The sequence below is a fragment of the Mycobacterium sp. E1747 genome (genome assembly GCF_001667775.1).
In the GTDB taxonomy this organism is placed as follows: Bacteria; Actinomycetota; Actinomycetes; order Mycobacteriales; family Mycobacteriaceae; genus Mycobacterium.
Genome location: NZ_LZJI01000232.1, coordinates 13620 through 37936 on the forward strand (window position 1 = coordinate 13620; position 24317 = coordinate 37936).

Below are 24317 nucleotides of genomic sequence, written 5' to 3' on the forward strand. Positions count from 1 at the left end.
CGTGAGGGTCGACGGTGGATGCCACGCTGGCGTGACGCTCGGCGAATGGCCTGGCCTACGGCCGCATCTGATACGCGCCGTTGAGCGGCTGGATGTGTTCCTTCCAGACCTGGGCGTAGCGGGTGGGGTCGTGGACGGGGCGGCGGATCATCCGCGTCGCCATGCGGGCCTGGTCGTCGGTGGTCGCGGGCTTGTCGCTCAATTCCACGGCGTAGCAGTTGAAGTCGCGGACCAGCACGGCGAAGATCTCGTCGATCAGCGTCTCGTCCACATCCGACAGCGTGGCCTCCTCGAGGATGAGCTGCGCGTAGGGCACCGTCGCGAACAACTGGCCCATGGCGAACGCGAAGTCGACGTCGCTTTGCTGCGCGGCGTCGGGGGTGGCGCTGGCCAGCATGTCGGCGAGCACGTCGACCTGCTTGCGCAGCAACGCGACATTGGCCAGGTGGCCGAAGGCGTCGAACGGCGCGTGCCAGTCATGGAAGCGTACCTTGCCCAAACCCCCGGTCGGTCCCTGTGCGAACAGGAACGCGTCGTCAACCGCGTCGTCGCGGCGGCCGATCAACGGCAAGTCGCCGTTCGGCGCGAACAAGTAGTTGGGCATGAACTTGGCCAGCAGCCCGATGTTGATGTGCACGGTGCCCTCAAGCCTTGGCAGCAAACCGATTTCGCGGATCATGGCCTCGAAGATGGTGTCCTTCTCGACACCCTTGGCGGCGATCACATCCCACAGGGCGGTAATCACCCGCTCCCCTTCGCTGGTGACTTTGGCCTTGGTGAGCGGGCTGTACAGCAGGTAACGCCGGTCGTCGGCGGACGCGCTGCGCATGTAGTCACAGGCCCGGGTGCATACCAGCCGCATTGCCACCAGCCGCAGGTAGGCGTCGGTGAGCAGGCGCCGGACATGACTGAAGTCGGTCACGACGGTGCCGTACAGGACCCGGTTGGAGGCGTGGGTGACCGCCTCGTACAGGGCGTGGGTGCACATGCCTACCGCGCCCCAGCCCAGGTTGTACTTGCACACGTTGACGGTGTTGAGCGCGGCGTGGAACGCCCCTTGGCCACGGTGCAGGATGTCGGCCTCGGTGACCGGGTAGTCGCGCAGCGCGTAGTTGGCGACGAAGTTCTGCGAGTTCACCACGTTCTTGATCAGGTCGTACCGATCGTGTTGGGAGTCGGCGACGAAGAACACGTACTCGTCCGTGCCGGCGATCTTGCCGAACGTGGAGACCATCCGCGCCACGTTGGCGTTGCCGATGTAGTACTTCTCGCCGCTCGCGGTCCAGCCGCCGAGACCAGCCTCGCCGGACGACGTGAGGATCATGTCGGTCTGGTAGACGTCGGCGCCGTGCGTCTGCTCCGACAGGCCGAAGGCGAAGACCTCGCCCGCCTCCAGCTGAGCGGCGGCCTTGCGCTTGGCGTCCGTGTTGTCGCTCATCCAGATCGGGCCCAGACCCAGCGCCGTGACCTGGAAGGGGTACCAGTAGTTGAGGCCATAGAAGCCCACGATCTCGGCGAACGCGCTGATCCGGTAGGTGTCCCAGCGGCAGCCGTCGGCGCCGTACTCCGACGGGGTCAGCAGCGACGCGAAGATCCTCTCGCGCCCGATGTGGTCCAAAAACTCGGAGTACCAAACCCGTTCGTGGTCGTCATGCTTCAGCCGCGCCTTACCGCGCGATTCGAAGAAGTCGACCGTGGCGGCCATCATGTCCGCGGAACGACGCTCCGGGTATTGGCGCTGCAGGTTGTTGGGATTGAGCAACATGGCGGGGCTCCCTGGGGTCGGCCAAAGACGAGGGTGACGGTACCCGCACGGCACGGCCGTTGGGCCGGACCGGAACAAATCGGCACTTTTGTCCGACCGCCGAGGCGACCTAGCATCAGTGGAGTGTCAGCACTCAATACCGCCCGCGGCGCAATCGATACCGCCGAGCTCGGCGTGACCCTCATGCATGAGCACGTGTTCATCATGACCACCGAGATTGCCCAGAACTATCCCGAAGCTTGGGGCGACGAGGAACGCCGGATTGCCGACGCCATCGATCGACTCAACGAGCTGAAGTCCCGCGGGGTCGACACCATCGTCGACCTGACCGTGATCGGGCTGGGCCGCTACATCCCGCGCATCGCGCGCGTCGCGGCGGCGACCGAGCTGAATATCGTTGTGGCGACCGGTCTTTACACCTACAACGACATTCCGTTCCGGTTCCACTACGAGGGCCCCGGCGGCATGCTGGGCGGCCCGGAGATCATGACCGACATGTTCGTCCGCGACATCGAGCAGGGCATCGCCGACACCGGCGTCAAGGCCGGGATCCTCAAGTGCGCCACCGACGAGCCGGGCATCACCCCAGGCGTCGAGCGGGTGCTACGCGCCGTCGCCCAGGCGCACAAGCGCACCGGGGTGCCGATCTCCACGCACACCCACGCCGGGTTGCGCCGCGGACTCGAACAGCAGCGCATCTTCGAAGAGGAGGGCGTCGACCTGAGCCGAGTGATCATCGGGCACTCCGGTGACAGCACCGACATCGGGTACCTCGAAGAGCTCATCGCCCCCGGTTCGTATCTCGGCATGGACCGGTTCGGGCTCGACGTGATCTCACCATTCGAAGAACGGGTCAAGATCGTGGCGCAGATGTGCGAGCGTGGGCATGCCGACAAAATGGTGCTCTCCCACGATGCCAACTGCTACTTCGACGCGCTGCCCGAAGAGTTGGTGCCGCAGCTGGCGCCGAACTGGCACTACCTGCACATCCACAACGACGTCATCCCCGCACTCCAGGAGCGCGGCGTCACCGACGATCAACTGAATACCATGCTGGTCGACAACCCCCGCCGCATCTTCGAGCGGCAGGGCGCCTATGAGTGAGCCGGTCCCGCCGATCGGCACCCAGGTCGCCTCGACGCCTCGACGAGCCGGGTGGCCCGCGCCTACGTGATTGTGGGTGCCGCCCGACTCCGTGGTGTGAATCCGGGCGGCGGCGGGCTGACGGGCCCCAAGAATCCTCCAAGGCCGTGGCCCGACGATCGGGGCATGCAGATCGAGCCCCTGAGCACCGAGCTGATCGAACGCTATCTGCGATCGCGCCAATTGCGCTTCTTCCGCAGCGACGACGGCGAGGAGTTCATGATGCTGCCCAGCTACGCGCGCGGCAGACTGCACGTGAACCTGCGGATCAACGGCCTGCGTCGGGACATCTTCGAGATCTCGATCAGCCCCGCCGGGCACTACGACGCGACCGAGCGGCCGCGGCTGATGGAACTGGTCAACGACTGGAATCGCGAAACCCATTGGCCCAAGGCGTTTGTGCGCGAGACCGCCCTGCCTGGCCAGGTGAGCGTTGTCGGCGAGAACGCTTACCTGCTGACCGACGGCATTCACGTCGAGGCGTTGGGCAATCTCGTCCGATCCACCGTCGAGTACGGGGCCGACCTGTTCAAGAAGATCGACCGCGCCGTCCGCCTGCCGTCCGCGGACACGCTCGAGGAGTGGATGGATCGCACCGGCTAGGGCGCGATCGCGTCCGCCTCGGCGTCGGCGACTTCGTCAGCCTCGGCCGGCCTCTCGCGTTTCTCCCAGCGCCGCAACGCTTCTCGGCAGGGCGACTCGACCAGCCCGTAGCTGACCGCCGCGATCGCCCATCCGAAGATCAGGGTCAGCACCAACACCGAGGGCATCCGGCCGGTGAAGGCGAACGTCCCGAGTACCGGGAACACCATGGCCAACGCGGCCAGGTGCCACACGAACAGGCCGTAGGACCAGCGTCCCAGCGTCACCATGACGGTGCTGCCCAGCAGCCGGTGCGGCGTATCGATCCGGTCCAGCACCAGGGGGGCGACCAAGGCGAAGGCCACCAGCGAGCCCGCCGCTGTTTTCACCGCGAACTGGGTGGCGGTGCCCGGGATCAGGCCTTCGGGGCCGGCCAACGGGGAGGCCGCCACCAGATACGCCACCGCGGCGATGACGGCCATCACGACACGGCGCCGCGCCAAGCGCGCGGGCAGGCCGATCGGGTTGTGCACCCATTCCGCCAGCAGCATGCCCGCGGCGAACCAGGAGAAGAACGCCGGCGGCCAGTTGAGCGGGTTGGTCCCGGCCCCGGAATGGATGGGCACCCAGCCCCATGCCCAGCTGAGCGCCGCCAGCGCGGCGATCACCGGAACCCGCGCGCCGACCGGCAGGCGCCGGGCCAACAGCGCCAGGAGCGGCAGGGCCAGATAGAAGCTGACCTCGACGGAAAGGCTCCACATCTGGGTCAGCCCGCCGGTCAGGGTGAGGGGCACGTAGATCTGGGTCAGGGTCAGGTTGGCCAACCACACGGTCGGGCTGGCGTGGTCGGCGTCGGGCAGCAGCGACAGGATCACGACGACCGCCACCACGTAGGCGGGCATGATGCGCACGGCCCGCGACCGCAGGTAATGACCCGTGCGGGGCCGAGGCCGCAGGCCGCGCGCCGCGGCGGCGTGTGCGCGCCACAACAGGAAGCCCGACAACGCGAAGAACACCGCGACCGCCAGATCGAAGCGGCCGAACAGCCGCCCGGAGACACCGCTGGAGTGCCCGGTCTGGAAAGCGACGTGCGTAACCACCACGCCCATGGCCGCGCACGCGCGCATCCCCTCCACCGCGGGCAGGAAGCTGCGAATCCCGCCCACCTGTTGGCCATCGGTCACCACCACAGTTTGCATCTGCGGCGTTGAGGAACGAGTGGCTAGACCCGAACAGCAACAGGTTCGTAAGTCGGGCCCTTACGTTCTGCTGTTAGTGTCAAACGGGTTTGCCTCGGTGCTTGCTCAGGTCGGGGCGGGGTCGCGGCCTACGGCGCATAGCGAGAGCACTAGGAGGGCACAGCAACGTGAACCGAGCAGTCATGTTGCGGTTCGCCGCATGCGGGATCATCGGACTGGGCGCCGCCCTGCTGATCGCCGCGCTGCTGTTGTCGACCTACACCACCAGCCGGATCACGAAGGTTCCGCTCGACATCGACGCCACGCTGATCAGCGACGGCACCGGAACCGCGCTCGACGCCGCGTCGTTGTCGACGGATCACGTCGTCGTCAACCAAAACGTCCCGCTGGTGTCCCAGCAACAGATCAGCGTCGAATCGCCGGCGAACACCGACGTGGTCACCCTGCAGGTCGGCAGCTCGGTGCGGCGCACCGACAAGCAGAAGGACAGCGGCCTGCTGCTAGCGATCGTCGACACCGTCACCCTCAACCGCAAGACGGCGGTGGCCGTGTCCGACGACACCCACACCGGCGGCTCGGTTCAAAAGCCGCGCGCCTTCAACGACGAGAACCCGCCCACCGCGATGCCGTTGCGGCACGACGGCCTGGCCTACCGGTTCCCATTCCACACCGAAAAGAAGACGTACCCCTTCTTCGATCCGATCGCGCAGAAGCCGTTCGACGTCAACTACGACAGCCAGGAAGACGTCAACGGCCTGACCACCTACAAGTTCACCCAGAACATCGGCTACAACGCCGACGGCAAGCTGGTGGGCCCCGTGGCGTATCCGTCGCTGATGGCGGGCAGCGAGGACGCCAAGCAGACCACGTCGGCGTCGATGTGGGGCATCCAGGGCGGCGACCCGAACGAGCAGATCACCATGACCCGTTATTACGCCGCGCAGCGCACCTTCTGGGTGGACCCGGTGTCCGGCACCATCGTCAAGGAGACCGAGCACGCCAACCACTACTTCGCCCGCGATCCGCTCAAGCCGGAACTGACGCTGGCCGACTACAAGGTCACCTCCAACCAGGACACCGTCGAATCGCAGGTCAACGCTGCCCGCGATGAGCGCGACCGGCTGTCGCTGTGGTCGCGGGTGCTGCCGATAACGTTCACGGCGGTCGGCCTGATCGCGCTGGTCGCCGGCGGCCTGCTGGCCTCGTTCAGCCTGCGCACCGAGAGCGCGTTGACCGATCCCGGCCTGGACCGGGACGACCAGGACTTCTTCGGCCGCAGCGGCCTCGAGGAGCCGGTCCCCGGCGCCGAGGCCGAGACCGAGAAGCTGCCCACGCAGCGCCCCACGGCGCACGATGATCCCGAAGCGCCCACCCTGGGCTCCGAAGAGCCGCCCGATTCCGGGCCGCCCGAGCCCACCAGCCCGCCCGAACGGGAATAGCCCGCCGCGTGCGCTGGACCCGGCCCGGGTACGCGCTGGTCTTGGCGCTGCTGGTGGTCGGACCGCTGCTCAAGCCCGGCTACCTGCTGCTGCGCGACGCCGTGTCGACACCGCGCTCGTATGTGTCGGATACCGCGCTTGGACTGACGGCGGCGCCGCGGGCGACACCCCAAGACTTCGCGGTGGCACTGGCCTCGCATGTGCTCGACGGGGGCGTCGTGGTCAAGGCGCTGCTGGTCCTGGGGCTCTGGCTTGCCGGATGGGGCGCGGCCCGGCTGGTCGCGGTGGCGCTGCCCGACGCGGGCATGGCCGGCCAGTTCGTCGCCACCACCTTGGCGATCTGGAACCCCTATGTCGCCGAGCGGCTGCTGCAGGGCCACTGGAGCCTGCTGCTCGGCTACGGCTGCCTGCCCTGGATCGCGACGACGACCCTGATGCTGCGGACGGGCGCCGGCTCGTTGTTCGGGCTGGCCTTCTGGATCGCGCTCGCCGGGCTGACGCCGACCGGCCTGTTGCTCGCCGCGACGGTCGGGCTCGTGTGCGTCGCCGCCCCCGGGGCGGGCCGGCCCCGCTGGCTGTGCGCCGCGGTGACGCTCGGCGCCGCCCTGGTGGCGGCGCTGCCCTGGCTGACCGCCGCGGTCGGGGGCGCGCCGCTAGCCTCCCACACGGTCGCGAACACCTTGGGAGTCACCGCGTTCGCGCCGCGCGCCGAGCCGGGGCTGGGCACGCTAGCCAGCCTGGCCGGCCTCGGCGGGATCTGGAACGGCGAAGCCGTCCCAATTTCGCGGACCACCCTGTTCGCGGTGGCGTCGGCCGTGGTGCTGCTGGGCGTCGTGGCCGCCGGGTTGCCAACGGTGGTGCGGCGCCCGGCGGCGCGTCCACTGCTGGCGTTGGCGGCGGCGGCCGTGCTGGCGCCGGCCGCGCTGGCCACGGGCCCGGGCCTGCAGCTCCTGGGCGCGGTGGTTGACGCCGCGCCCGGCTTCGGGGTGCTGCGGGACGGGCAGAAGTGGGTGGCGCTGGCCGTGCCGGGATACGCGCTGGCGGGGGCGGGCGCGGTGGTGACGCTGCAGAGGTGGCTGTGGCCGGCGATCACGGCGCCGGTCTGCTGCCTCGCGCTGATCTTCGCGCTGCCCGACCTCGCCTGGGGCGTGTGGGGCCAGGTGTCGCCGGTGCAGTATCCGCGCGGGTGGGCCGCGGTGGCCGCCGCGATCAACCAACGGCCCGCGACGGTGGCGGTGTTGCCGGCCGGCACCATGCGGCTTTACAGCTGGTCGGGACGTGCACCGGTGCTGGATCCGTTGCCCCGCTGGGTGCGCGCGGATGTCCTGAGCACGGGCGACCTGGCGATCTCGGGGACCGTCATCCCCGGGGAGGGCAGCCGCGCCCGGGCGGTGCAGCAGTTGCTGCTGGCCGGGCCCGATCCGGCCGCCCTGGCCCCGGCCGGTGTGGGCTGGCTGGTCGTCGAGTCGGACACCGCCGGCGATATGGGGGCGTCGGCGGTCACCCTCGATGCGTTGACGCCGGTCTACCGCGACGACGACATCGCGCTCTACCGGATCGGCGGCGACACCGCCGCGGTGTCCGCCGGCGCGCGCACGGCGACACTGATCGCGCACCTGGCGTGGCTGGCGGCGCTGCTGGTGGGCGGGGCCGGCGCGCTGGTCGGCGCGCGAGTCTCGCGGCCCGCGCGGCACTCGCCGCCAATTGCCCTGTCGCGACACTTAACCCACGGCGGCGACACGCCGGAAAGCCCCGCCATCGATTAAGTCTCGCGGCTCGCGGCGATCAGCCCTGGCCGGTGACCAGCCCGCTGACCGGGTGGCCGGTCCGCACGGCGTCGAGGACCGTGCGCATGGCGTCGGCGCTTTGCCGCCACGAGAATTCGCCGCTTCGGGTGTGGGCCTTGGCACCGAGCTGGTCGCGCAGGACGGGATCGGAGAGCACCTCCTCGAGGCGGTCCACCAGCTCGGCGTGAGTGTCCACCAGGATCCCGGTCACCTCGTCGACGATCGAGTCCGACAGGCCGCCGGAGGATCGGTAGCCGATGGTCGGCACCCGGTGCTGGGCCGCCTCGACGACCGCCAGGCCCCAACCCTCCTTGCGCGACGGCAGCAGCTGCACCCAAGCGCTCTGCAGCACATGGTGTTTGGTCACGTCGTCGACGTGACCATGGAAGGTCACCGCGCCGGAGATGCCCAGCCGCTCGACGTGGTCGACGAGCCGCTGACGCCACCAGCCGTCGCCGACGATGTCGAGGTGCAGACCCGGCATCCGCGGCCGCAACTGCGCGACAGCCTCCAGCGCGTCCTCAATCTGCTTGTGCGGCACCAGTCGCGACAGCACCACCACCCGTGGCGCGGCGGCGCGCGGGCCGGACAGTGTTCGGGCCGGGGCCTCATCGAGGCCGTTGCGCACCACCGCGATGCGCGTGTTGTCCACCCCGAGCGTCACCAGGTCGCGCGCCGACGGCAGCGACACCGTCACGTATTGATTGCGCCGGTTGAGGCGCGGCGACAGCGTCGACTCGACGAACCAGCCGAGCCGCCCGAGCACCGGTCCGGCGACCGGCCACTGCTCACGGTGGCAGTGGTGCACCAGCACCACCACCCGCCGGCCGTACACCAGCCGGGCGAGGAACGGCAGGCCGTTCTGGGTGTCGACGATCACGTCGGGCCGCACGCGCCGCAGCGGACCGAGTCCCAGCCGCGCCGCCGCCATCGCGAGCAGGGCCCAAACGTAGACGGAATAGCGGCCGCCGGCGCGGTCGATGCGCACACCGTCGACGACCCCCCGGCGCGGCGCGCCGGGATAACGGGCAGTGCGCAGCGTGACGGCGATGCCGGACGCGGCCAGCTGCGCGCCGATGCGCTGCAAGTAGGCCTCGCTGCCGCCGCCCTGCGGATGCCCGGTATCGCGCCAGCACAGCAGGAGCACGGAGCGCAGACCAGACATCACTGGTCAGCCTAGCCCGGCGGCGACGGTCACCGGCGCTGCGTAGGGTTGGCCGGTGGCCGTGACCCCGGATCCCACCCGCGTTTTCGCGCGGCGGGCGACCCTGGGCCGCGCGATGCGGCTGCTGTCCGAGTTCCGCTTCGAGCAGTCGGATCCGGCCCGGTTCTACGGCGCGCTCGCGGCGGACACGGCCGCGATGGTGAGTGATCTGTGGCAGGCCACGCACGGCGAGCTCCCGGCCGGCCGTAGCCTGCTCGACGTCGGCGGCGGGCCCGGTTACTTCTCGGCCGCGTTCGCCGACGCCGGAATCCGCTACCTGGGCGTCGAGCCCGACCCGAGGGAGATGCACGCGGCGGGGCCCGCGCCCGCCGCGGGCGCCGGCAACTTCGTGCGCGCCTCCGGCATGGCCCTGCCGTTCGCCGACGACTCGGTGGACATCTGCCTGTCGTCCAACGTCGCCGAACACGTGCCGCGGCCGTGGCGGCTCGGCGCCGAAATGCTGCGGGTGACCAAGCCCGGGGGGCTGGTCGTGCTCTCCTATACCGTCTGGCTGGGCCCGTTCGGTGGACACGAGATGGGCCTGACCCACTACCTCGGCGGGGCGCGCGCAGCCAAGCGCTACGCCCGCAAACACGGGCATCCGGCCAAGAACAACTACGGGTCGTCGTTGTTCGCGGTGTCCGCCGCCGACGGCCTGACGTGGGCCGCCAGCACCGGTTCGGCGGTGGCCGCATTTCCCCGCTACCACCCCCGATGGGCATGGTGGCTGACCTCGGTGCCGCTGCTGCGGGAGTTCCTGGTGAGCAATCTGGTGTTGCTGCTACAACCCCAATAGTGAAACGTGTTCTCGTTTCGCGGCGGCTTGGGTAGGGTGGCGCCCATGCGCGCCGGCGACGATGCAGCGCGGAGGCAACGAGGAGGAGCGGCGCAGATGGCCGACGTTAAGACCGAATACGACAAGCTTTTCATCGGCGGCAAGTGGACTGAGCCGTCGACCGACGAGGTGATCGAGGTCCGTTGCCCGGCCACCGGCGAGTACGTCGGCAAGGTGCCGCTGGCCGCCGCCGCCGATGTCGACGCCGCGGTGGCCGCGGCCCGCGCCGCCTTCGATAACGGCCCCTGGCCCACGACGCCGCCCAAGGAGCGGGCCGCAGTGATCGCCAACGCGCTCAAGCTGATGGAGGAGCGCAAGGACCAGTTCACCCAGCTGCTGGCGGCCGAGACCGGCCAGCCGCCGATGGGCGTCGAGACGATGCACTGGATGAGCTCGATCGGGGCGCTGAACTTCTTCGCCGGTCCCGCCGCCGACCAGGTCAAGTGGAAAGAGATCCGCACTGGCGGCTACGGGCAGAGCATCGTGCACCGCGAGCCTATCGGCGTGGTGGGCGCGATCGTCGCGTGGAACGTGCCGCTGTTCCTGGCCGTCAACAAGCTGGGCCCGGCGCTGCTGGCCGGCTGCACCGTGGTGCTCAAGCCGGCCGCCGAAACCCCGCTGAGCGCAAACGCTTTGGCGGAGGCCTTCGCCGAGGCCGGGCTACCCGAGGGTGTGCTGTCGGTGGTGCCGGGCGGAATCGAGACCGGGCAGGCACTGACCTCCAACCCGAACGTCGACCTGTTTTCCTTCACCGGCAGCTCGGCCGTCGGCAAGGAGATCGGCCGGCGCGCCGCGGAGATGCTCAAACCGTGCACCCTGGAACTCGGCGGCAAGTCGGCGGCCATCGTCCTCGACGACGTCGACCTGCCCTCCGCCATCCCGATGCTGGTGTTCTCCGGGATCATGAACACCGGCCAGGCCTGCGTGGCCCAGACTCGCATCCTGGCGCCGCGTTCGCGGTATGACGAAATCGTGGACGCTATAAGCACTTTCGTGCAGACGCTGCCGGTGGGCCTACCGACGGACCCGGCCGCCCAGGTCGGTTCGCTGATCTCCGAGAAACAGCGCGCCCGGGTCGAGGGCTACATCGCCAAGGGCATCGAGGAGGGCGCGCGGCTGGTCTGCGGCGGAGGCCGTCCCGAGGGCCTGGACAGCGGCTTCTTCGTGCAGCCCACCGTCTTCGCCGACGTCGACAACAAGATGACGATCGCCCAGGAGGAGATCTTCGGGCCCGTGCTCAGCATCATCCCCTACGACACCGAGGAGGACGCGATCAAGATCGCCAACGACTCGGTGTACGGCCTGGCCGGCAGCGTGTGGACCACCGATATCGAGCGCGGCATCGCGGTCTCGGAGAAGATCCGCACCGGGACGTACGGGATCAACTGGTACGCATTCGATCCGTGTTGCCCGTTCGGTGGCTACAAGAACTCCGGCATCGGCCGCGAGAACGGCCCCGAAGGCGTGGAGCACTTCACCCAGCAGAAGAGCGTGCTCATGCCGATGGGCCACACCATCGAGGGCTGACGCCCCGCTCGCCGACCGCGCACTCCCGCGACCAGCGGTGAGTGCGCGGTCGGCGTTGTGCTAACACGGCGCATCCCGCGCGCAACCGGACCGTGAATTATGCAATAAGGCATAGAAACGCGGCTGTGACGTATCCGTCAATCACGCACTCGGACACGCCTCTCCGACGTTTCCGGTGCGTCTGGCTTTATATAGGAAATGAAACTTGCTTACTAGACCGCTGTCTTATATGATTCTCAGCATAATCATGGTCGGCGCTTAGGCCGGGAGAGAATCATGTGGATCATCGAGCTGAACATCGGCGGCTATCAATTCGTCCGCGAGATGCCCGACCTGAAGCACCGGAATTTCCGCTTCAGCCCGCGCGGCATGCACTGGCCGGTACTGCGGCATTCACACGCTGCATGACCTTGGCCACGGGAGGCACGAGAGTGGCGACCACGAGCGAATCAGTGCAGGACCTGACCCCGACGAAGCGCGGTGGCACGCGCAAGAAGATGTTGGCCAGCGCCGCCGAGGTGATGCGTGAGCGGGGCGCCGCGGGAGTGACCATCGACGCGGTGCTCGCCCGCAGCGGCGCGCCACGCGGCTCCGTCTACTACCACTTCCCCCACGGCCGCAATCAGATCCTGATCGAGGCGCTGCGCTACTCCGGGGAGTCGATCACCGCGATGATCGATGACGCCGCCGAGCAGGGCGCCCGCGTGTTGCTGGGCAGGTTCGTCGACTTCTGGGAGCGCCTGCTGACCGAGGGCGGCTTCACCGCCGGCTGCCCGGTGGCGGCCGCGGCGATCGGCTCGGACGCCGACGACGCGACGCTTTCCGCCGAGGCCGCCGCCATCCTGGGCCGCTGGTGCGCCGCGCTGACCCGAGCGTTCACCCACGACGGCTTCGACGAGCCGTGCGCCGCCTCGCTTGCGGTGATGTCGATCGCCTCGCTGGAGGGCGCCATCGTGCTGTCCCGCTCGACCGGCAGCATCGATCCACTGCGCCAGGTGGGCGAGCAGCTCGAATTCCTCATCAAGGCAAAGGAATTCGTGTTGCGCAACAATCTCGCGGAGTGACCGCTCAGTCGCTGGCCGGCAGCGGCTTGACTTCCTTGAGCTGTAGGGCGGTTTGGCCGACGCTCAGGCTCCCTGCGCCCGGCTTGGTCACCAGCACTTCGGCGCCGGTCTCATCGACGTAGCGTTTGCCCATCACGCTCCCGTCGGCGAAAGCCGGGTCCAGCTCGCCGGAGCGCTCGGCGCCGATCGGCACCATCGGCGCACCGCCACAACGCAAGTCGTCGAGGCTGTCGGCGCTCCTGACGACGATCACCTGCGTGTCACACACCTGGCTGGCCAGGCGGGTTCCGTTCTTGATCATGCGCGTAGCCCTTCTAGCATCTCGATGATCTCCCGGCGAAGAACCTTGCCGGTGGCGGTCGTGGGCAGCTCGTCGCGAAACACCACCCGGTCCGGGGTTCGCGATCCGCGTAAGCTCTTTCGGACGTGCTCGCGCAAATCCTCGGGATCCGGTTCGGCACCGGGGCGGGGCACCACCACCGCGACGATCGCCTGGCCCCACTGCGGATCCTCCACGCCGACCACGGCGACGTCCCGGACGTGCGGGTGCTCGACCAGCACCTCTTCCAGCTCGGCGGGCGCGATGTTCTCACCGCCGCGAATGATGGTGTCGTCGCTGCGTCCGCCGATGTAAAGATAGCCGTCCTCGTCCACCATGGCGAGGTCTTTGGTTGGGAACCAACCCTTTTCGTCGAGCACCGAGCCGATCCCGGTGTAGCGCCCGGAAACCTGCTCGCCGCGGACGAACAGCTCGCCGGTTTCACCGGGTCCGAGCACGTTCCCGTCCTCGTCGCGAATCTCGATCTCGACGCCGGGTACCGGCTGGCCGACCGACGCCAGCCGCCTGGCGACCTGGGGCGCCTCCGCGTCCTGCGCCGCCCGGTGGTCGTCGGGGGTCAGCACCGCGATCGTCGAGCTCGTCTCGGTCAGGCCGTAGGCGTTGACGAAGCCCACGGCGGGCAGCAGTTCGAGAGCCCGGCGGACCAGCGGCAGCCCCACCTTGGAACCTCCGTACGCCAGGTTGCGCAGCGACGGCAGCTCATGGCCGTCGGTCTCCAGGGCGGCGACGATGCGGTCCAGCATGGTGGGCACCACGGTCGCGGTGGTCACGTTCTCCGCGTTGATCAGCCGAACCCATTCCTGCGCATCGAAATTCGGCAGGTAGACCATCTTGCGGCCGGCATACAGGTTGGACAGGGCGGCGCCCACCCCGGCGATGTGATACGGCGGCACGCAGATCAACGCGGCGTCGGTCTCGGCGGCCGATTCGAACTCCACCGTGCCGGTCACGTAGCTGGTCAGGTTGTTGTGCGACAGTTCGACGGCCTTGGGTTGCGAGGTGGTGCCCGAGGTGAACAGCACGATCGCGACCGAGTCCGGGTCGGGAAATTCCGCCGCGGGCTCGCTTTGCCGCGCGGACGCCAGGAAGCCGTCGGTGGTCAACAGCCGGCCGGCAACCTCGCCGACCAGCTCCCGGTGGTGGCCGTCGACGATCACCAGAGGCTCGGGCAGGCGCTCGATCAGCGCGTGGATGCCGTCGGCGGACAACCGGTAGTTGATCGGGGTGAAGGGCAGCCCGGCCCGCGCGGCGGCGAAGATGAGCACCGGCAGCATGGCGCCGCCGGTGCCCACGTACGCGACGTGCTTGGCGCCCGATCTCGCGATCACGCCGGCGCCGCCGTCCGCCAGATCGCTGAGCTGCTGCGTCGTCAGCCGCAGGCCCCCGGAGACCACCGCCGTGCGGTCCGGATTGCTCGACGCGGCCATCTCGAGCAGCAGCGAAATGCTCATCCTCGATCTTTCCGGTTCCCCGACGGTTTACAAAACTAAGCCATAGTGTAACCCGGGCGCTTACGTGCCCGTCCAGTGCGGCGGGCGCTTCTCGGCGAACGCGATCGCGCCCTCTTTGGCGTCGTTGGACGCGAAGACCGGCGCCAGCAGCTTGTTCTGCTCGGTGAACATGTTCTGGGGGCTCCAGCCGCGAGACTCGACGATGATCCGCTTGGTGGCGGCCACCGCCAGCGGGCCGTTGGCGGCGATCTTCTCGGCCAGGGTGATCGCCTCGTCGAGCGCCTTGCCCGGCTCGGCCAGCACGTTGACCAGCCCCAGGGTGTGGGCACGCTCGGCCGGCAGGTTGTCCCCGGTCAGCGCGAGCTCCATGGCGATGGCCGAGGGGATGCGCTGCGGCAGCCGCAGCAGGCCGCCGCCACCGGCGACCAGCCCGCGCTTGACCTCCGGGATGCCGAAGGCCGAATCCTTCGAAGCGACGATCAGATCGGTGGCCAGGGCCAACTCGGTGCCGCCGGCCAGGGCGTAGCCCTCGACGGCCGCGATCAGCGGCTTGGCGGGTGGACGCTCGGTGAAGCCCATGCCGCGGCCCTTGACGATGGGCAGCTCGCCGCGTGCAAAGGCCTTGAGGTCCATGCCCGCGCAGAACGATCCGCCGGCGCCGGTCAGGATGCCCACCGAAAGGCCGGTGTCGCCGTCCAGCCGGTCGACGGCCTCGGCCAGGCCGTTGGCCACCGCGGCGTTGACCGCGTTCTTGGCCCTGGGCCGGTTGATCGTGATGATCAGGATCCGGTCCCGTTGTTCGACCAGGACTTCGGGTTCGCTGACTTCTTCGCTCACGGCCGCACAGCTCCTTCGGGTAGGGGTCGCTGCTTATCCGAGAAGATCGTAACTGTCGGCGGAAATGGCATTGGCGCGAGTCGAGAGTCCCGTTTCCAGCAGGCCTTCAAGCTGGCGCCATCGCGGCCTCGACGACCGTCAGCTCTTCGGAAAGCCCTGCGGCCCTGCGTATTTCGATGAAGTCCACGACCATGGCCTCGGTCACCTCGTGCGGGTCCTTGAGCGTGGCCCCGTCGGACAGCACCGAGATGTTGAGCTGGTCCACGTAGCTCCACACCGTGATGTTCAGGCCGCTGCCGGCGGTCAACGGGCCTACCGAGTAGATCTCGGTGACCAGCGCCCCGCCCACCCGTCCCCGCTCACGAGGACCGGGCACGTTGGAGATGTTCAGGTTGAGGAGCTTGTTGTGCCCGTCGCGGCCGGACGCCCACCGGAAGAAGGCCTGGGTGGGAGCGGGCGGCATGTAGGCCGCCCAGCGGCTGACCAGCTCCGGCCCCATCAGCTGGTTGCTTTCCTTGGCGGCGATCGCGTTCTCGTGGCTGCACCGCACCCGCTCCAGCGGATCGTCGGAATCGGTCGGCAGGCCCACCAGCACACCGGTGAAGCGATTGCCGGAGATCCGCTCCGGCGAGAAGTCGAAGCTCATCGGCACCGACGCCAGCAGCGGTTCGGCCTTGCCGTCGTAGCGCAACAGCAACGTCCGAAGCGCCCCGGCCGACATGGCGAGCACCATGTCGTTGATGGTCGCCCCGAGGCGCTTACCGGTCTCCTTGACGTCGGCGAGCGACAGCGTGGCGGTGGCGAACCGGCGCTCGGGGGTGATCTTGTGGTTGATGAAGGTCGGCGGTGGCTCGAATGGCCGGCTCAGCTCCGGGGACAATTTGCGGGAGCTGCGCCGGACCCGGCCGAGGCCCTGGGCGGTGTAGCGGATGGTCGCCGGGATCCGCCCGACGTGGCGCAGGTGGTCGGCGAAGGCCGAACTCATCAGCTGGCGCACCGTCGGAGGCGGGTCGCACACGTACGCGCCGCCCTCCGGCCCGCGCTGCAGATCCATGCCGCGGGCCAGCAGGTTGGCCGAGGCGACGCCGTCGGCGAGCGCGTGGTGAATCTTGCCGACCACCGCGATCCGGTTGTTGGCCAGACCCTCGATGAAGTACATCTCCCACAGCGGGCGGCTGCGGTCCAGCGGCGTGCTGGCGATGCGGCCGATGGCCTCGTCCAGCTCGCGCCGGCCGCCCGGCTCGGGCAGCCGCATCGGCCGGATGTGATAGGAGAGGTCGACCTCGCAGTTTTCCCGCCACATCGGATGGTGCAGCTGGAACGGGATCTCCACCAGTTGATAGCAGAACGGCTCGAGCTTCTTCAGGCGCCCACGGATGACTTCGCGGAACGCGTCGATGTCGAAGTCATGCCGATCGGTATCGAGTTCGACCACAGCGGCTTTGATCGTGTGCATGTGCACGTTCGGCGTCTCGCTGTACAGCAGCACCGCGTCCCACCCGCTGAGCCGTTTCACCCCTGCCCCTTACCCATAAAGGGACCATACTCAGCGTCGGCGGTTCAGATAACCTCTTTGGCCGCGTTGGTTTTGGTGCGGTAAACCTGGTTGAGGAACAGCGAAGTCGCGTGCGCCGCGGCGCCCGCCCGTTCCCCATCGATGAGGTCGTAGCCGTGGCCCGCGCCGGGCAGCTCCAGGTAGCCCACCATCGAATGCGACACCGCCCGCATCCGGTCCACGAAGCTGCGCGCCTGTTCGACGGGAATGACGCTGTCCTTGCTGCCGTGAATCACCAAGAATGGCGGCGCATTTCGATGCACGCGCGCCATCGGCGACGCGTCGCGGAACACCTGGGGGTGGCGGTCCATTCTGCGCTTCACCACTACCCGCTCCAGGAAGTCGACGAACCGGTCGCGCTCGGGGGTTGATCTGTCCTCCCAGTCGTAGCGACCGTAGATGCCGACGACGGCGTCCACCGAGGTGTTGGCCCCTTCGGGCAGCTTCGCATGGTACTGCGGGTCGTCGGGGGTGAGCCCCGCCAGTGCGGACAGGTGGCCGCCGGCCGAACAACCCGCCACCGCGACGAAATCCCGGTCGCCACCGAACTTGTCGACGTTGGCACGCGCCCACGCAATGGCCGTCTTGACGTCGACGATGTGCCGCGGCCAGCGGTGGTGCGGGGCGACGCGGTAGTCGATCGCCAGGCACACCCAACCCTGCTCGGCCAACCGGGACATCAGTGCCGAGCCCTGACCCATCGCCTTGCCGTGCACCCAGGCACCGCCTGGGACGAAGATCAGCACCGGCGCGGGCTGCGCGGGCAGGTCCTTGCGGCGCCAGACGTCGAGCACCTGCGCGGGGTGGTCGCCGTAGTGGACCGCACGACGGTGGAGGTAGCGGCGCTGACGCATCGCGTCCCAAATCGGCGGCGTCCGCACCGCCGCAGGCCATTCCAGCTCCAGGTCGGCGGCCGACACGATGCCCCGCAGGGCCGCGACGGATACGTCCTGAATGCTGACGTTGTCGCGGCGGAGCGATTCGGCGGCTTCCTTCGCCTGCCGCGGCTTGGTCAGCCCGGACAGGAAGTCGGGGGCGTGCCGGGCGCCCCAGATGCCCATCGCGGTGAGGCCGCCCAGGGGCTCGAGGTGCTTGCCGACGACCGGCAGCGAAGCACCCGCGACGCTCAGGGCCAGCGCGTAGTCACCGGGACGCGCCCGCAGCAACCATTTCGCGCACGATGTCATGCTCGGCCTCCTTGCCGTCGTGTCAGGGCAGCGTACCCCCGGCGCCAGGTCCGAAACTGACGTTTGCGTAGACCCATCATCCGACGCCGGGAAGGCCCCCGCGCCGTGGTTGCCCGTGTGCGGGTTCCGCGTGGCGCGGGCGGCGGCGGCGATTGCCACTGAAAAGCCACTGAAAAGGCGATGAGGCCGGCCGCGACACGCTCACATGGCGGCCAGGCACGCGATTACGCGACCGCCGATCAGCCGGAAACCGGTCAACGTCAGGCCAACCTGCGCGGCCAGCGCCGCGGCGCTGTCCACGCCCACCGACGCCCACCGAAACCAGGGGCCGACCTCGCACGCGGACTCCAGCCGAACCCAGCGCGCCCGGATCCCGATGTTCTCGGCGTCGAATTCGGCGACGCACCGCCCACCCCGCGCCAGCAGCTCGGCCGCCCGTCCCAGGATGCGGCACGGGTCCCCGCCAAGGCCGACGTTGCCGTCGACCAGCAACACCGTCTGCCAAAGCCCCATGCCGGGCAGCGGGTCGAACACGTCCCCCAACAGGGCCGGTGCGCCGCCGCGGCCCGCCAGCCGGATCGCCGTCACGGAGCGGTCGATGCCCAGGGCCGGTATCCCCCGCTGAATCAGTCGCGCCACTAATCGGCCAGGGCCGCAACCCAATTCGATTGTCGGCCCGGTGCACATCTGGGTGACGGCTTCGTCGAAGGCGTCCTCAGATCCATCACCGGGACATACATCGTCGGGACATCGCACCCCCAACCAGCGGTGCGCCGGAAGTGGCCGCAGTTCCCCGTCGTCGTGACGAATCCAACATCGCTCGCCGCCGAGTGCCTGATCGTAGAGATGACCCAGCATTCACGTCCCTCGCGTCCTGCCCGACCGGGCGACCCATGCTCGGTCCCGGTAAGGGACGTTGCGACGACGCACCAGCAACAGCCTGCACGCTGACGCGTGCCGCGCTCGCCAGCATTCCACCGATACCCCGATCTTCGTTCGGCTAATCCACCGCCTTTGGTGTACGCGTCAGGGAGCGGAACGGTTCAGCAATCAAGCGTGAACTTTGCCGGAGACGGACAAGTGCACCATCCCGTCGTCGGCGTGGACGGGATAGGCGGTGACCGGTTCCCCGCCGTTGGCGACCTCGCACCCCGACGACAGGTCGTAGGTGAAGCCGTGCAGCGGGCAGATGACGACATGGGCGTCGGCGAGCCCGTCGGCCAGCGGGCCGCCGCGGTGCGGGCACACGGCGTCCAGCGCGCGCAGCGAGCCGTCCCGCAACCGGAAAACCGCGATCTGCCGGCCGTCGACGACGAAGGTCCGGCCCTCGCCCACCGGTATCTGGTCCACCGACCCCAGGTTGACCTCACTCATCGCACCGGCACCTGTGGCAGCGGGACCAACGGCAGCGACGAACGGAATTGGCCGGGAATCACCCGGTCTCGGCTCTCGCCCCACGGATCGCGGTAGGAATCGACCGACTTCTGCATGTTCGCATCCAGGTCGGCCGCGATGCCGTCGCTGTCGGAGACGACGATCTCGCGAATCCGGTCGATGCCGACCCGGGGCACGAAGTCGTAGGTGCGCTCCAGCCAGTTGGCGTTCTCGCGGTAGTACTGCAGGAAGCGGCCCGTCAGAGTGATGACCTCGTCCGGGGTGTCGACGGTGGTCAGCAGGTCCCCTTTGCGGACGTGCGCGCCGGCCGCACCGCCGACGTAAATCTGCCACTGCCCGCCTTCGATCGCGACCACGCCGACGTCCTTGCACAGCGCTTCGGCGCAGTTGCGCGGGCAGCCGGTCACCGCCAACTTCATCTTGCCGGGACTGGGGATGCCTTGGAAGCGCTCCTCGATCGCGATCCCCAACGCCGTCGAATCACCCAGCCCGTAACGGCAGAAGTCGCTTCCCACACAGGTTTTCACGGTACGGAAGCTCTTGCCGTAGGCGTAGCCGGACGGCATCCCGAGGTCGGCCCAGACCGCAGGCAGGTCCTCCTTGCGCACACCCAGCAGATCGATACGCTGGCCGCCGGTGAGTTTGATCATCGGGATCCGATACTTGTCGGCGACGTCGGCGATCTTGCGCAGCTGCTCGGAGCTGGTTACCCCGCCCTTGAGCTGGGGCACCACCGAAAAAGTTCCGTCGCGTTGAATGTTGCCGTGCACCCGGTCATTGATGAACCGGCCATCGCGTTCGTCGACGAATTCGTCGCCCCACATCATGTGCAGCAGCGAAGAAAGCGCCATCTTGGACCCGGCGTCCTCGCGGCCTTCCGGCGCCAGCGCGGCGAACACGGAGGACACCGAGTGCAGCTCGAGCTCACGGATCCGGCGCATCAGCTCGGGCTTCTCGTAAGGGATTGCAGGCACGTACCAGTTCGCCGCGTCGTCTTGCGAAACGGCTCCATCCGCGGCCCACTCGACGATCTGGCCGACCAGGCCCTTGCAGGAGCCGCATCCCTTGCCGGCCCGAGTAGCCGACATCACGCCCTCGACTGACGTTTGCCCATCCTTGACGCACCGCACGATCGCGGCCTTGTTCACGCCATTGCAGTTGCACACCTGCGCGTCGTCGGACAATTCGGCGGCCCCGGTAGCGGCGTCGGGCGCGCCGCCGATGTCGAACATCAGCGATACCCGCTCGGGCGGCAGCGGTAGGCCGCGGTCGAAGGCCTGCATCAGAAACGCCACCTTGCTGACGTCGCCAACCAGCGTGGCACCCACCAGCTTGTCGTCACGGACCACCACGGTCTTGTAGACCCCACGCCTTGGCTCGGAATACTGCACGAACTCGTCGTCGTCGCGTTCGGGGCTCTTGATGCCCATCGCCGCCACGTCCACCCCGGCGACCTTGAGCTTGGTGGCGGTGCGCGAACCATGGTATGCCGCACGGGGATTAGCGCCGGTGAGGTGGTCGGCAAGCACAGTGGCCTGCTCCCACAGCGGCGCGACCAGGCCGTAGACCTGACCGCGGTGCTGCGCGCATTCGCCAACCACGTAGATGTCGTCGTCGTCGACCGATCGCATATGGTCGTCGACGACGATGGCGCGTTCCACCGTCAAACCAGCGCGCACGGCCAGCCCGACGTTGGGCCGGATGCCGGCCGCCATCACCACCATGTCGCAGGGCAGCCGGCTGCCGTCGTCGAACTCGATCGCCGACGGGAGCCCGCCCTCGGTGAGCATCCGGGTGGTGCTCTTGCCGGTGTGCACCTCGATGCCCAACGCCTCGACGAGGCGCCGCAGGATGCCACTGCCCTGGTCGTCGAGTTGCGCGTTCATCAGCGTCGCGCCGCCTTGCACGACACCAACCTGCAGTCCCCGGTTCTGCAGGCCGCGCGCGGCCTCCAGGCCCAGCAGCCCGCCCCCGATGACGGCGGCGCGGCTTCGCCCTTCGGCGAATTCGATCATGGCTTGGCAGTCGTCGAGGGTCCGGAACCCGAACACGCCGGGGGCAAGCGTCTTGTTGTCCAGCCAGATGCCGTCCACCGGCGGGAAGAACGACCGGCTGCCCGTGGCCAGGACCAGCTTGTCGTAGCGCACGGTGGTGCCGTCGTCGGCATGCACCAGATGCGCGAAGGGATCGACGCGCACCACCCGCACGGCCGCGCGCAGGTCAATGTCGTTGTCGGCGTACCAGTCCAGCGGATTGAGGTAGATCTCGCCCGCGTCGTCGGAACCCGCCAACACGTTGGAGAGCAGAATCCGGTTGTAGTTGCCATACGGTTCGTCGCCGAACACGGTGATGGAGAAACGCTCGTTGCCGCCCCGGGCGAGGATTTCCTCGAGGGCACGCGCGCCCGCCATGCCGTTACCGACCACCACCAGGGAGGCCAGTGCCTGCGGACGGTGACCGTTGGTTTCGGGTTCTGAGAGTGTGGTCATGAATGATCCTCGGCGCGGCTAGATCTCGACCAGGCCGATGTCGACGAACACCGTGCCGCTCAGTCCGTCCGGCGCGGCGATGAACACCTCGAGGACGGTGTCGGCGAGCAGGTCCTCGACCACGCGTAGGGGGACGTGGACGGCATCTTTGGCACCGATGGGGAAGTAGCGCATCGGGGCGCCGTCACGCATCGTCACGATGGTGATCAGCTCGTCTGTGCTGTTGCCGCCGCGGAAATAGACCGGCTGGGCGATCGCGCCGGCCGGCACGACGTAGCGCAGTGATGCGTCGAGCAGTGCGGGCGCATCGTAGCCCTTGCCGTTGAACGTGAAGGCCCCCTGTAGGAATCGGGGCGTGCTCTCGTCACCCATGCGGGTAATCTCCCTCCTTTGAAGTGCCCGGATTGACCGGAGTCGCGACCGCGGATACCGCGACCGCACAAACCTTGAACGACGGCATCCGTGACGTTTGGTCCAACGCGGGATTGGTCAGCCGGTTGATGCACGACGCGCCGCCCCAGTGGAACGGCGCGAAGACGGTGTCGGGCCGGATGCCGCTGTCCAGGCGGGCCGTCATCACGACCTCGCCCCGGCGAGTGGCCAGGCGGACCTGGTCGCCGTCGCCGACTCCGACGCGCTGGGCCAGCGTGGGGTGCAGCTCGGCCACCGGGTCCGATGCGCCCTCGGAAAGCTTTGCGACCCTGCGAGTTTGGGTGCCGGATTGGTAGTGCCGCAACACCCGGCCGGTTGTGAGGTAGTACGGGTATTGATCGTCGGGCAATTCGGCGGCGGCGCGGTGTTCGGTGGCGTGGAAGTGTGCCCGCCGGTCGGGCGTCGGAAAGTCCTCCACGAACAGTCGCGGGGTGTCGGGGTACATCGCGGACGGACACGGCCAGAACACCCCGTCGGCGGCGGCAATTCGCTCGTAACTAATTCCGCGGTAGTCGGCCTTCCCACCCTGGCTCGCCCGAGACAGCTCCTCGAACACCTCCTGCGGCTCGGCCGAAAAGCCCTGTGCACCTAAGCGCTTGGCGAGATCAGCCATCACGTCAAGATCTGAGCGCACGTCGCCGGGCGGCGCGACAGCCGCGCGGCGCAGGATCACGCGGCCCTCCAGGTTGGTCATGGTGCCCGACTCCTCGGCCCATTGCGTGGTGGGCAGTACCACATCTGCGAGGGCGGCGGTCTCGGAGAGGAAGATGTCGGACACCACAAGGAAGTCGAGGTCCTTCAACTTGTCGCCCACGTGCAATGCGTTTGGAGCCGACACCGCGATATTGGACGCCAGCACCCACAGCGCGCGCACCCCGCCGGCCGACCCGATAGCGCTGAGCATCTCGTACGCCGACCGGCCCGACGACGGAAGGTCGGCCGGGTTGATGCCCCATATCCGTGCCACGTGGCTCCGAGCGATCGGGTCGTCGAGTCTGCGATATCCCGGTAGCTGGTCACATTTCTGCCCGTGTTCGCGACCGCCCTGCCCGTTGCCCTGGCCAGTGATGGTCGCGAAGCCGCTGTAGGGGCGCCCCGGCAGCCCCAACGCCAGCGCGAGGTTGATGAAGGCCTGCACCGTGTCGGTGCCGGTGCTGTGTTGCTCGGCACCGCGGGCGGTCAGGATCATCGCTCGATCGGCCTTGGCGAGCATGCGGGCCGCGGTAACGATGTCGTTCTCGGGTACACCGGTGATCCGTTCCACCCGGTCCGGCCAGTAGAGGCGGACCGCCCTGCGCACCGCCTCGAATCCCGCGGTGCGCTCATTGACATATCGCTCGTCGATAAGGCCTTCGCGGGCAATCACATTCAGCATGCCGTTGGCCAGGGCGAGGTCGGTGCCGGGGACCGGTTGAAGGTGCAGGTCGGCGCGTGCGGCGGTCGCGGTGCGCCGCGGGTCGACGACGATGTGCTTGGCACCGCTGGCCCGTCCCTCGTCGAAGAACTGCATCGCCGGGGGCATCGTCTCGGCGGGGTTGCTGCCGACCAACAGAATCACTTCCGCCTGCGCGATATCGGCCAGCGGGAACGGCAGCCCTCGGTCGATACCGAACGAGCGGTTTGTCGCCGCGGCCGCCGACGACATGCAGAACCGGCCGTTGTAGTCGATCGCCGAAGTTCGCAGCGCAATCCTCGCGAATTTGCCTAACTGGTAAGCCTTTTCGTTGGTCAATCCCCCGCCGCCGAAGCAGCCCACAGCGTCCGGTCCGTGGTCGCGCTGCGCCCGCTGGAACGCCGCCACAACCCGTTCCAAGGCCTCGTTCCACGTCGCCGGTCGCAGCGGTGAGCCGCGTCCGTCGCGGACCTGCGGGCCGGTCAGCCGTTCCGGATGTCCCAGCAGGTCAGCCGCGGTCCAGCCCTTGGCGCACAGCCCGCCACGGTTGGTGGGGAACTCGCCTTGGGGAGCGAGTTCGATACGACTCCCCGAAACGTCGAGCGTGATACCGCATTGCAATGAGCAATACGGGCAATGGGTTTTCGTCGGCGCCGGCGCCATCGTCGGTCACCGCTCAGCTGATGGGCCGGC

General features: G+C 68.4%; 21 protein-coding genes. 8 read left to right on the plus strand and 13 right to left on the minus strand.

The window, feature by feature from the left end:
• Positions 1-55 precede the first annotated feature (55 nt).
• Positions 56-1765: an acyl-CoA dehydrogenase family protein gene (locus tag A5695_RS24930; RefSeq protein ID WP_068088858.1), complete on the minus strand. Its 1710-nt coding sequence runs from the start codon at positions 1763-1765 to the stop codon at positions 56-58.
• 123 nt (positions 1766-1888) lie between these two features.
• Here A5695_RS24930 and A5695_RS24935 point away from each other — a divergent pair, with 123 nt between their 5' ends.
• Both A5695_RS24935 and A5695_RS24940 read left to right on the plus strand, forming a co-directional pair.
• Positions 1889-2869 carry a phosphotriesterase gene (locus A5695_RS24935; protein ID WP_068088861.1) on the plus strand — a complete coding sequence of 327 codons (981 nt, stop codon included), beginning with the start codon at positions 1889-1891 and terminating at the stop codon, positions 2867-2869.
• Positions 2870-3034: 165 nt separating this feature from the next.
• Entirely contained in the window at positions 3035-3511 is a 477-nt protein-coding gene (locus A5695_RS24940; RefSeq protein ID WP_068088973.1) for a YbjN domain-containing protein, read from the plus strand.
• On the opposite strand, the gene A5695_RS24945 is transcribed toward A5695_RS24940, so the two are convergent.
• Positions 3508-4689, minus strand: coding sequence for an acyltransferase (locus tag A5695_RS24945; protein ID WP_156749834.1), 1182 nt, complete (start codon positions 4687-4689; stop codon positions 3508-3510). The two genes, A5695_RS24940 and A5695_RS24945, sit on opposite strands and share 4 nt — an antisense overlap.
• 167 nt (positions 4690-4856) lie before the next feature.
• Here A5695_RS24945 and A5695_RS24950 point away from each other — a divergent pair, with 167 nt between their 5' ends.
• Together A5695_RS24950 and A5695_RS24955 are read left to right on the plus strand one after the other, a co-directional pair.
• Positions 4857-6128, plus strand: coding sequence for a DUF3068 domain-containing protein (locus A5695_RS24950; protein ID WP_197515614.1), 1272 nt, complete (start codon positions 4857-4859; stop codon positions 6126-6128).
• 8 nt (positions 6129-6136) lie between these two features.
• On the plus strand, positions 6137-7894 hold the full coding sequence (locus tag A5695_RS24955) for a hypothetical protein (RefSeq protein ID WP_082946290.1): 1758 nt from the start codon (positions 6137-6139) through the stop codon (positions 7892-7894).
• Between the two features lie 19 nt (positions 7895-7913).
• On the opposite strand, the gene A5695_RS24960 is transcribed toward A5695_RS24955, so the two are convergent.
• Complete coding sequence (locus A5695_RS24960) at positions 7914-9080, minus strand: glycosyltransferase family 4 protein (RefSeq protein ID WP_068088868.1); 1167 nt, start codon at positions 9078-9080, stop codon at positions 7914-7916.
• A 115-nt stretch (positions 9081-9195) separates the two neighbouring features.
• On the opposite strand from A5695_RS24960, the gene A5695_RS24965 reads away from it, so the two are divergent.
• The 4 genes from A5695_RS24965 to A5695_RS24975 all read left to right on the plus strand — a co-directional run bounded on the left by A5695_RS24965 (position 9196) and on the right by A5695_RS24975 (position 12545).
• A complete protein-coding gene (locus tag A5695_RS24965) occupies positions 9196-9915 on the plus strand; it encodes a class I SAM-dependent methyltransferase (RefSeq protein WP_156749835.1) in 720 nt (239 codons plus the stop codon).
• A 96-nt stretch (positions 9916-10011) separates the two neighbouring features.
• On the plus strand, positions 10012-11481 hold the full coding sequence (locus A5695_RS24970; RefSeq protein WP_068088874.1) for an aldehyde dehydrogenase: 1470 nt from the start codon (positions 10012-10014) through the stop codon (positions 11479-11481).
• Between the two features lie 276 nt (positions 11482-11757).
• Complete coding sequence (locus tag A5695_RS30085; protein WP_255398697.1) at positions 11758-11889, plus strand: hypothetical protein; 132 nt, start codon at positions 11758-11760, stop codon at positions 11887-11889.
• A gap of 89 nt (positions 11890-11978) precedes the next feature.
• Positions 11979-12545, plus strand: coding sequence for a TetR/AcrR family transcriptional regulator (locus A5695_RS24975; protein ID WP_068088979.1), 567 nt, complete (start codon positions 11979-11981; stop codon positions 12543-12545).
• Between the two features lie 4 nt (positions 12546-12549).
• Here the strand turns inward: A5695_RS24975 and A5695_RS24980 are convergent, their stop codons facing one another.
• The 10 genes from A5695_RS24980 to A5695_RS25025 form a co-directional block, all read right to left on the minus strand.
• Positions 12550-12846: a hypothetical protein gene (locus A5695_RS24980; protein WP_068088877.1), complete on the minus strand. Its 297-nt coding sequence runs from the start codon at positions 12844-12846 to the stop codon at positions 12550-12552.
• Positions 12843-14336, minus strand: coding sequence for a class I adenylate-forming enzyme family protein (locus tag A5695_RS24985; protein ID WP_068088881.1), 1494 nt, complete (start codon positions 14334-14336; stop codon positions 12843-12845). The genes A5695_RS24980 and A5695_RS24985 overlap by 4 nt, the downstream gene beginning before the upstream one ends.
• Before the next feature lie 60 nt (positions 14337-14396).
• Positions 14397-15173, minus strand: coding sequence for a crotonase/enoyl-CoA hydratase family protein (locus A5695_RS24990; protein WP_068088884.1), 777 nt, complete (start codon positions 15171-15173; stop codon positions 14397-14399).
• Between the two features lie 106 nt (positions 15174-15279).
• Positions 15280-16689 (minus strand): wax ester/triacylglycerol synthase family O-acyltransferase, encoded by a 1410-nt coding sequence (locus tag A5695_RS24995; protein ID WP_068088889.1) that lies wholly within the window; start codon positions 16687-16689, stop codon positions 15280-15282.
• Between the two features lie 44 nt (positions 16690-16733).
• Entirely contained in the window at positions 16734-17915 is a 1182-nt protein-coding gene (locus A5695_RS25000; protein ID WP_068088891.1) for an alpha/beta hydrolase, read from the minus strand.
• Positions 17916-18116: 201 nt separating this feature from the next.
• Entirely contained in the window at positions 18117-18773 is a 657-nt protein-coding gene (locus A5695_RS25005) for an SAM-dependent methyltransferase (protein WP_068088894.1), read from the minus strand.
• A 192-nt stretch (positions 18774-18965) separates the two neighbouring features.
• Positions 18966-19289 carry a Rieske 2Fe-2S domain-containing protein gene (locus A5695_RS25010; protein WP_068088897.1) on the minus strand — a complete coding sequence of 108 codons (324 nt, stop codon included), beginning with the start codon at positions 19287-19289 and terminating at the stop codon, positions 18966-18968.
• The gene (gene nirB / locus A5695_RS25015) at positions 19286-21799 is read right to left on the minus strand and encodes a nitrite reductase large subunit NirB (protein WP_068088900.1); all 2514 of its coding nucleotides are present in this window, start codon (positions 21797-21799) and stop codon (positions 19286-19288) included. The genes A5695_RS25010 and nirB overlap by 4 nt, the downstream gene beginning before the upstream one ends.
• A gap of 18 nt (positions 21800-21817) precedes the next feature.
• Positions 21818-22171 carry a molybdopterin oxidoreductase gene (locus tag A5695_RS29265; RefSeq protein ID WP_068088904.1) on the minus strand — a complete coding sequence of 118 codons (354 nt, stop codon included), beginning with the start codon at positions 22169-22171 and terminating at the stop codon, positions 21818-21820.
• Positions 22164-24287 carry a molybdopterin oxidoreductase family protein gene (locus A5695_RS25025; RefSeq protein WP_068088907.1) on the minus strand — a complete coding sequence of 708 codons (2124 nt, stop codon included), beginning with the start codon at positions 24285-24287 and terminating at the stop codon, positions 22164-22166. The genes A5695_RS29265 and A5695_RS25025 overlap by 8 nt, the downstream gene beginning before the upstream one ends.
• Positions 24288-24317: the final 30 nt, after the last annotated feature.

Excerpts from the sequence above, each read along its gene's own strand:
- A5695_RS25025 (WP_068088907.1), bottom strand. The coding sequence starts at position 24,287 with ATGGCGCCGGCGCCGACGAAAACCCATTGCCCGTATTGCTCATTGCAA.
- A5695_RS29265 (WP_068088904.1), bottom strand. The coding sequence starts at position 22,171 with ATGGGTGACGAGAGCACGCCCCGATTCCTACAGGGGGCCTTCACGTTC.
- A5695_RS30085 (WP_255398697.1), top strand. The coding sequence starts at position 11,758 with ATGTGGATCATCGAGCTGAACATCGGCGGCTATCAATTCGTCCGCGAG.
- nirB (WP_068088900.1), bottom strand. The coding sequence starts at position 21,799 with ATGACCACACTCTCAGAACCCGAAACCAACGGTCACCGTCCGCAGGCA.
- A5695_RS25000 (WP_068088891.1), bottom strand. The coding sequence starts at position 17,915 with ATGACATCGTGCGCGAAATGGTTGCTGCGGGCGCGTCCCGGTGACTAC.
- A5695_RS25010 (WP_068088897.1), bottom strand. The coding sequence starts at position 19,289 with ATGAGTGAGGTCAACCTGGGGTCGGTGGACCAGATACCGGTGGGCGAG.
- A5695_RS24930 (WP_068088858.1), bottom strand. The coding sequence starts at position 1,765 with ATGTTGCTCAATCCCAACAACCTGCAGCGCCAATACCCGGAGCGTCGT.
- A5695_RS24940 (WP_068088973.1), top strand. The coding sequence starts at position 3,035 with ATGCAGATCGAGCCCCTGAGCACCGAGCTGATCGAACGCTATCTGCGA.
- A5695_RS24970 (WP_068088874.1), top strand. The coding sequence starts at position 10,012 with ATGGCCGACGTTAAGACCGAATACGACAAGCTTTTCATCGGCGGCAAG.
- A5695_RS24945 (WP_156749834.1), bottom strand. The coding sequence starts at position 4,689 with ATGCAAACTGTGGTGGTGACCGATGGCCAACAGGTGGGCGGGATTCGC.
- A5695_RS24975 (WP_068088979.1), top strand. The coding sequence starts at position 11,979 with ATGTTGGCCAGCGCCGCCGAGGTGATGCGTGAGCGGGGCGCCGCGGGA.
- A5695_RS25005 (WP_068088894.1), bottom strand. The coding sequence starts at position 18,773 with ATGCTGGGTCATCTCTACGATCAGGCACTCGGCGGCGAGCGATGTTGG.
- A5695_RS24965 (WP_156749835.1), top strand. The coding sequence starts at position 9,196 with ATGCGGCTGCTGTCCGAGTTCCGCTTCGAGCAGTCGGATCCGGCCCGG.
- A5695_RS24960 (WP_068088868.1), bottom strand. The coding sequence starts at position 9,080 with ATGTCTGGTCTGCGCTCCGTGCTCCTGCTGTGCTGGCGCGATACCGGG.
- A5695_RS24980 (WP_068088877.1), bottom strand. The coding sequence starts at position 12,846 with ATGATCAAGAACGGAACCCGCCTGGCCAGCCAGGTGTGTGACACGCAG.
- A5695_RS24985 (WP_068088881.1), bottom strand. The coding sequence starts at position 14,336 with ATGAGCATTTCGCTGCTGCTCGAGATGGCCGCGTCGAGCAATCCGGAC.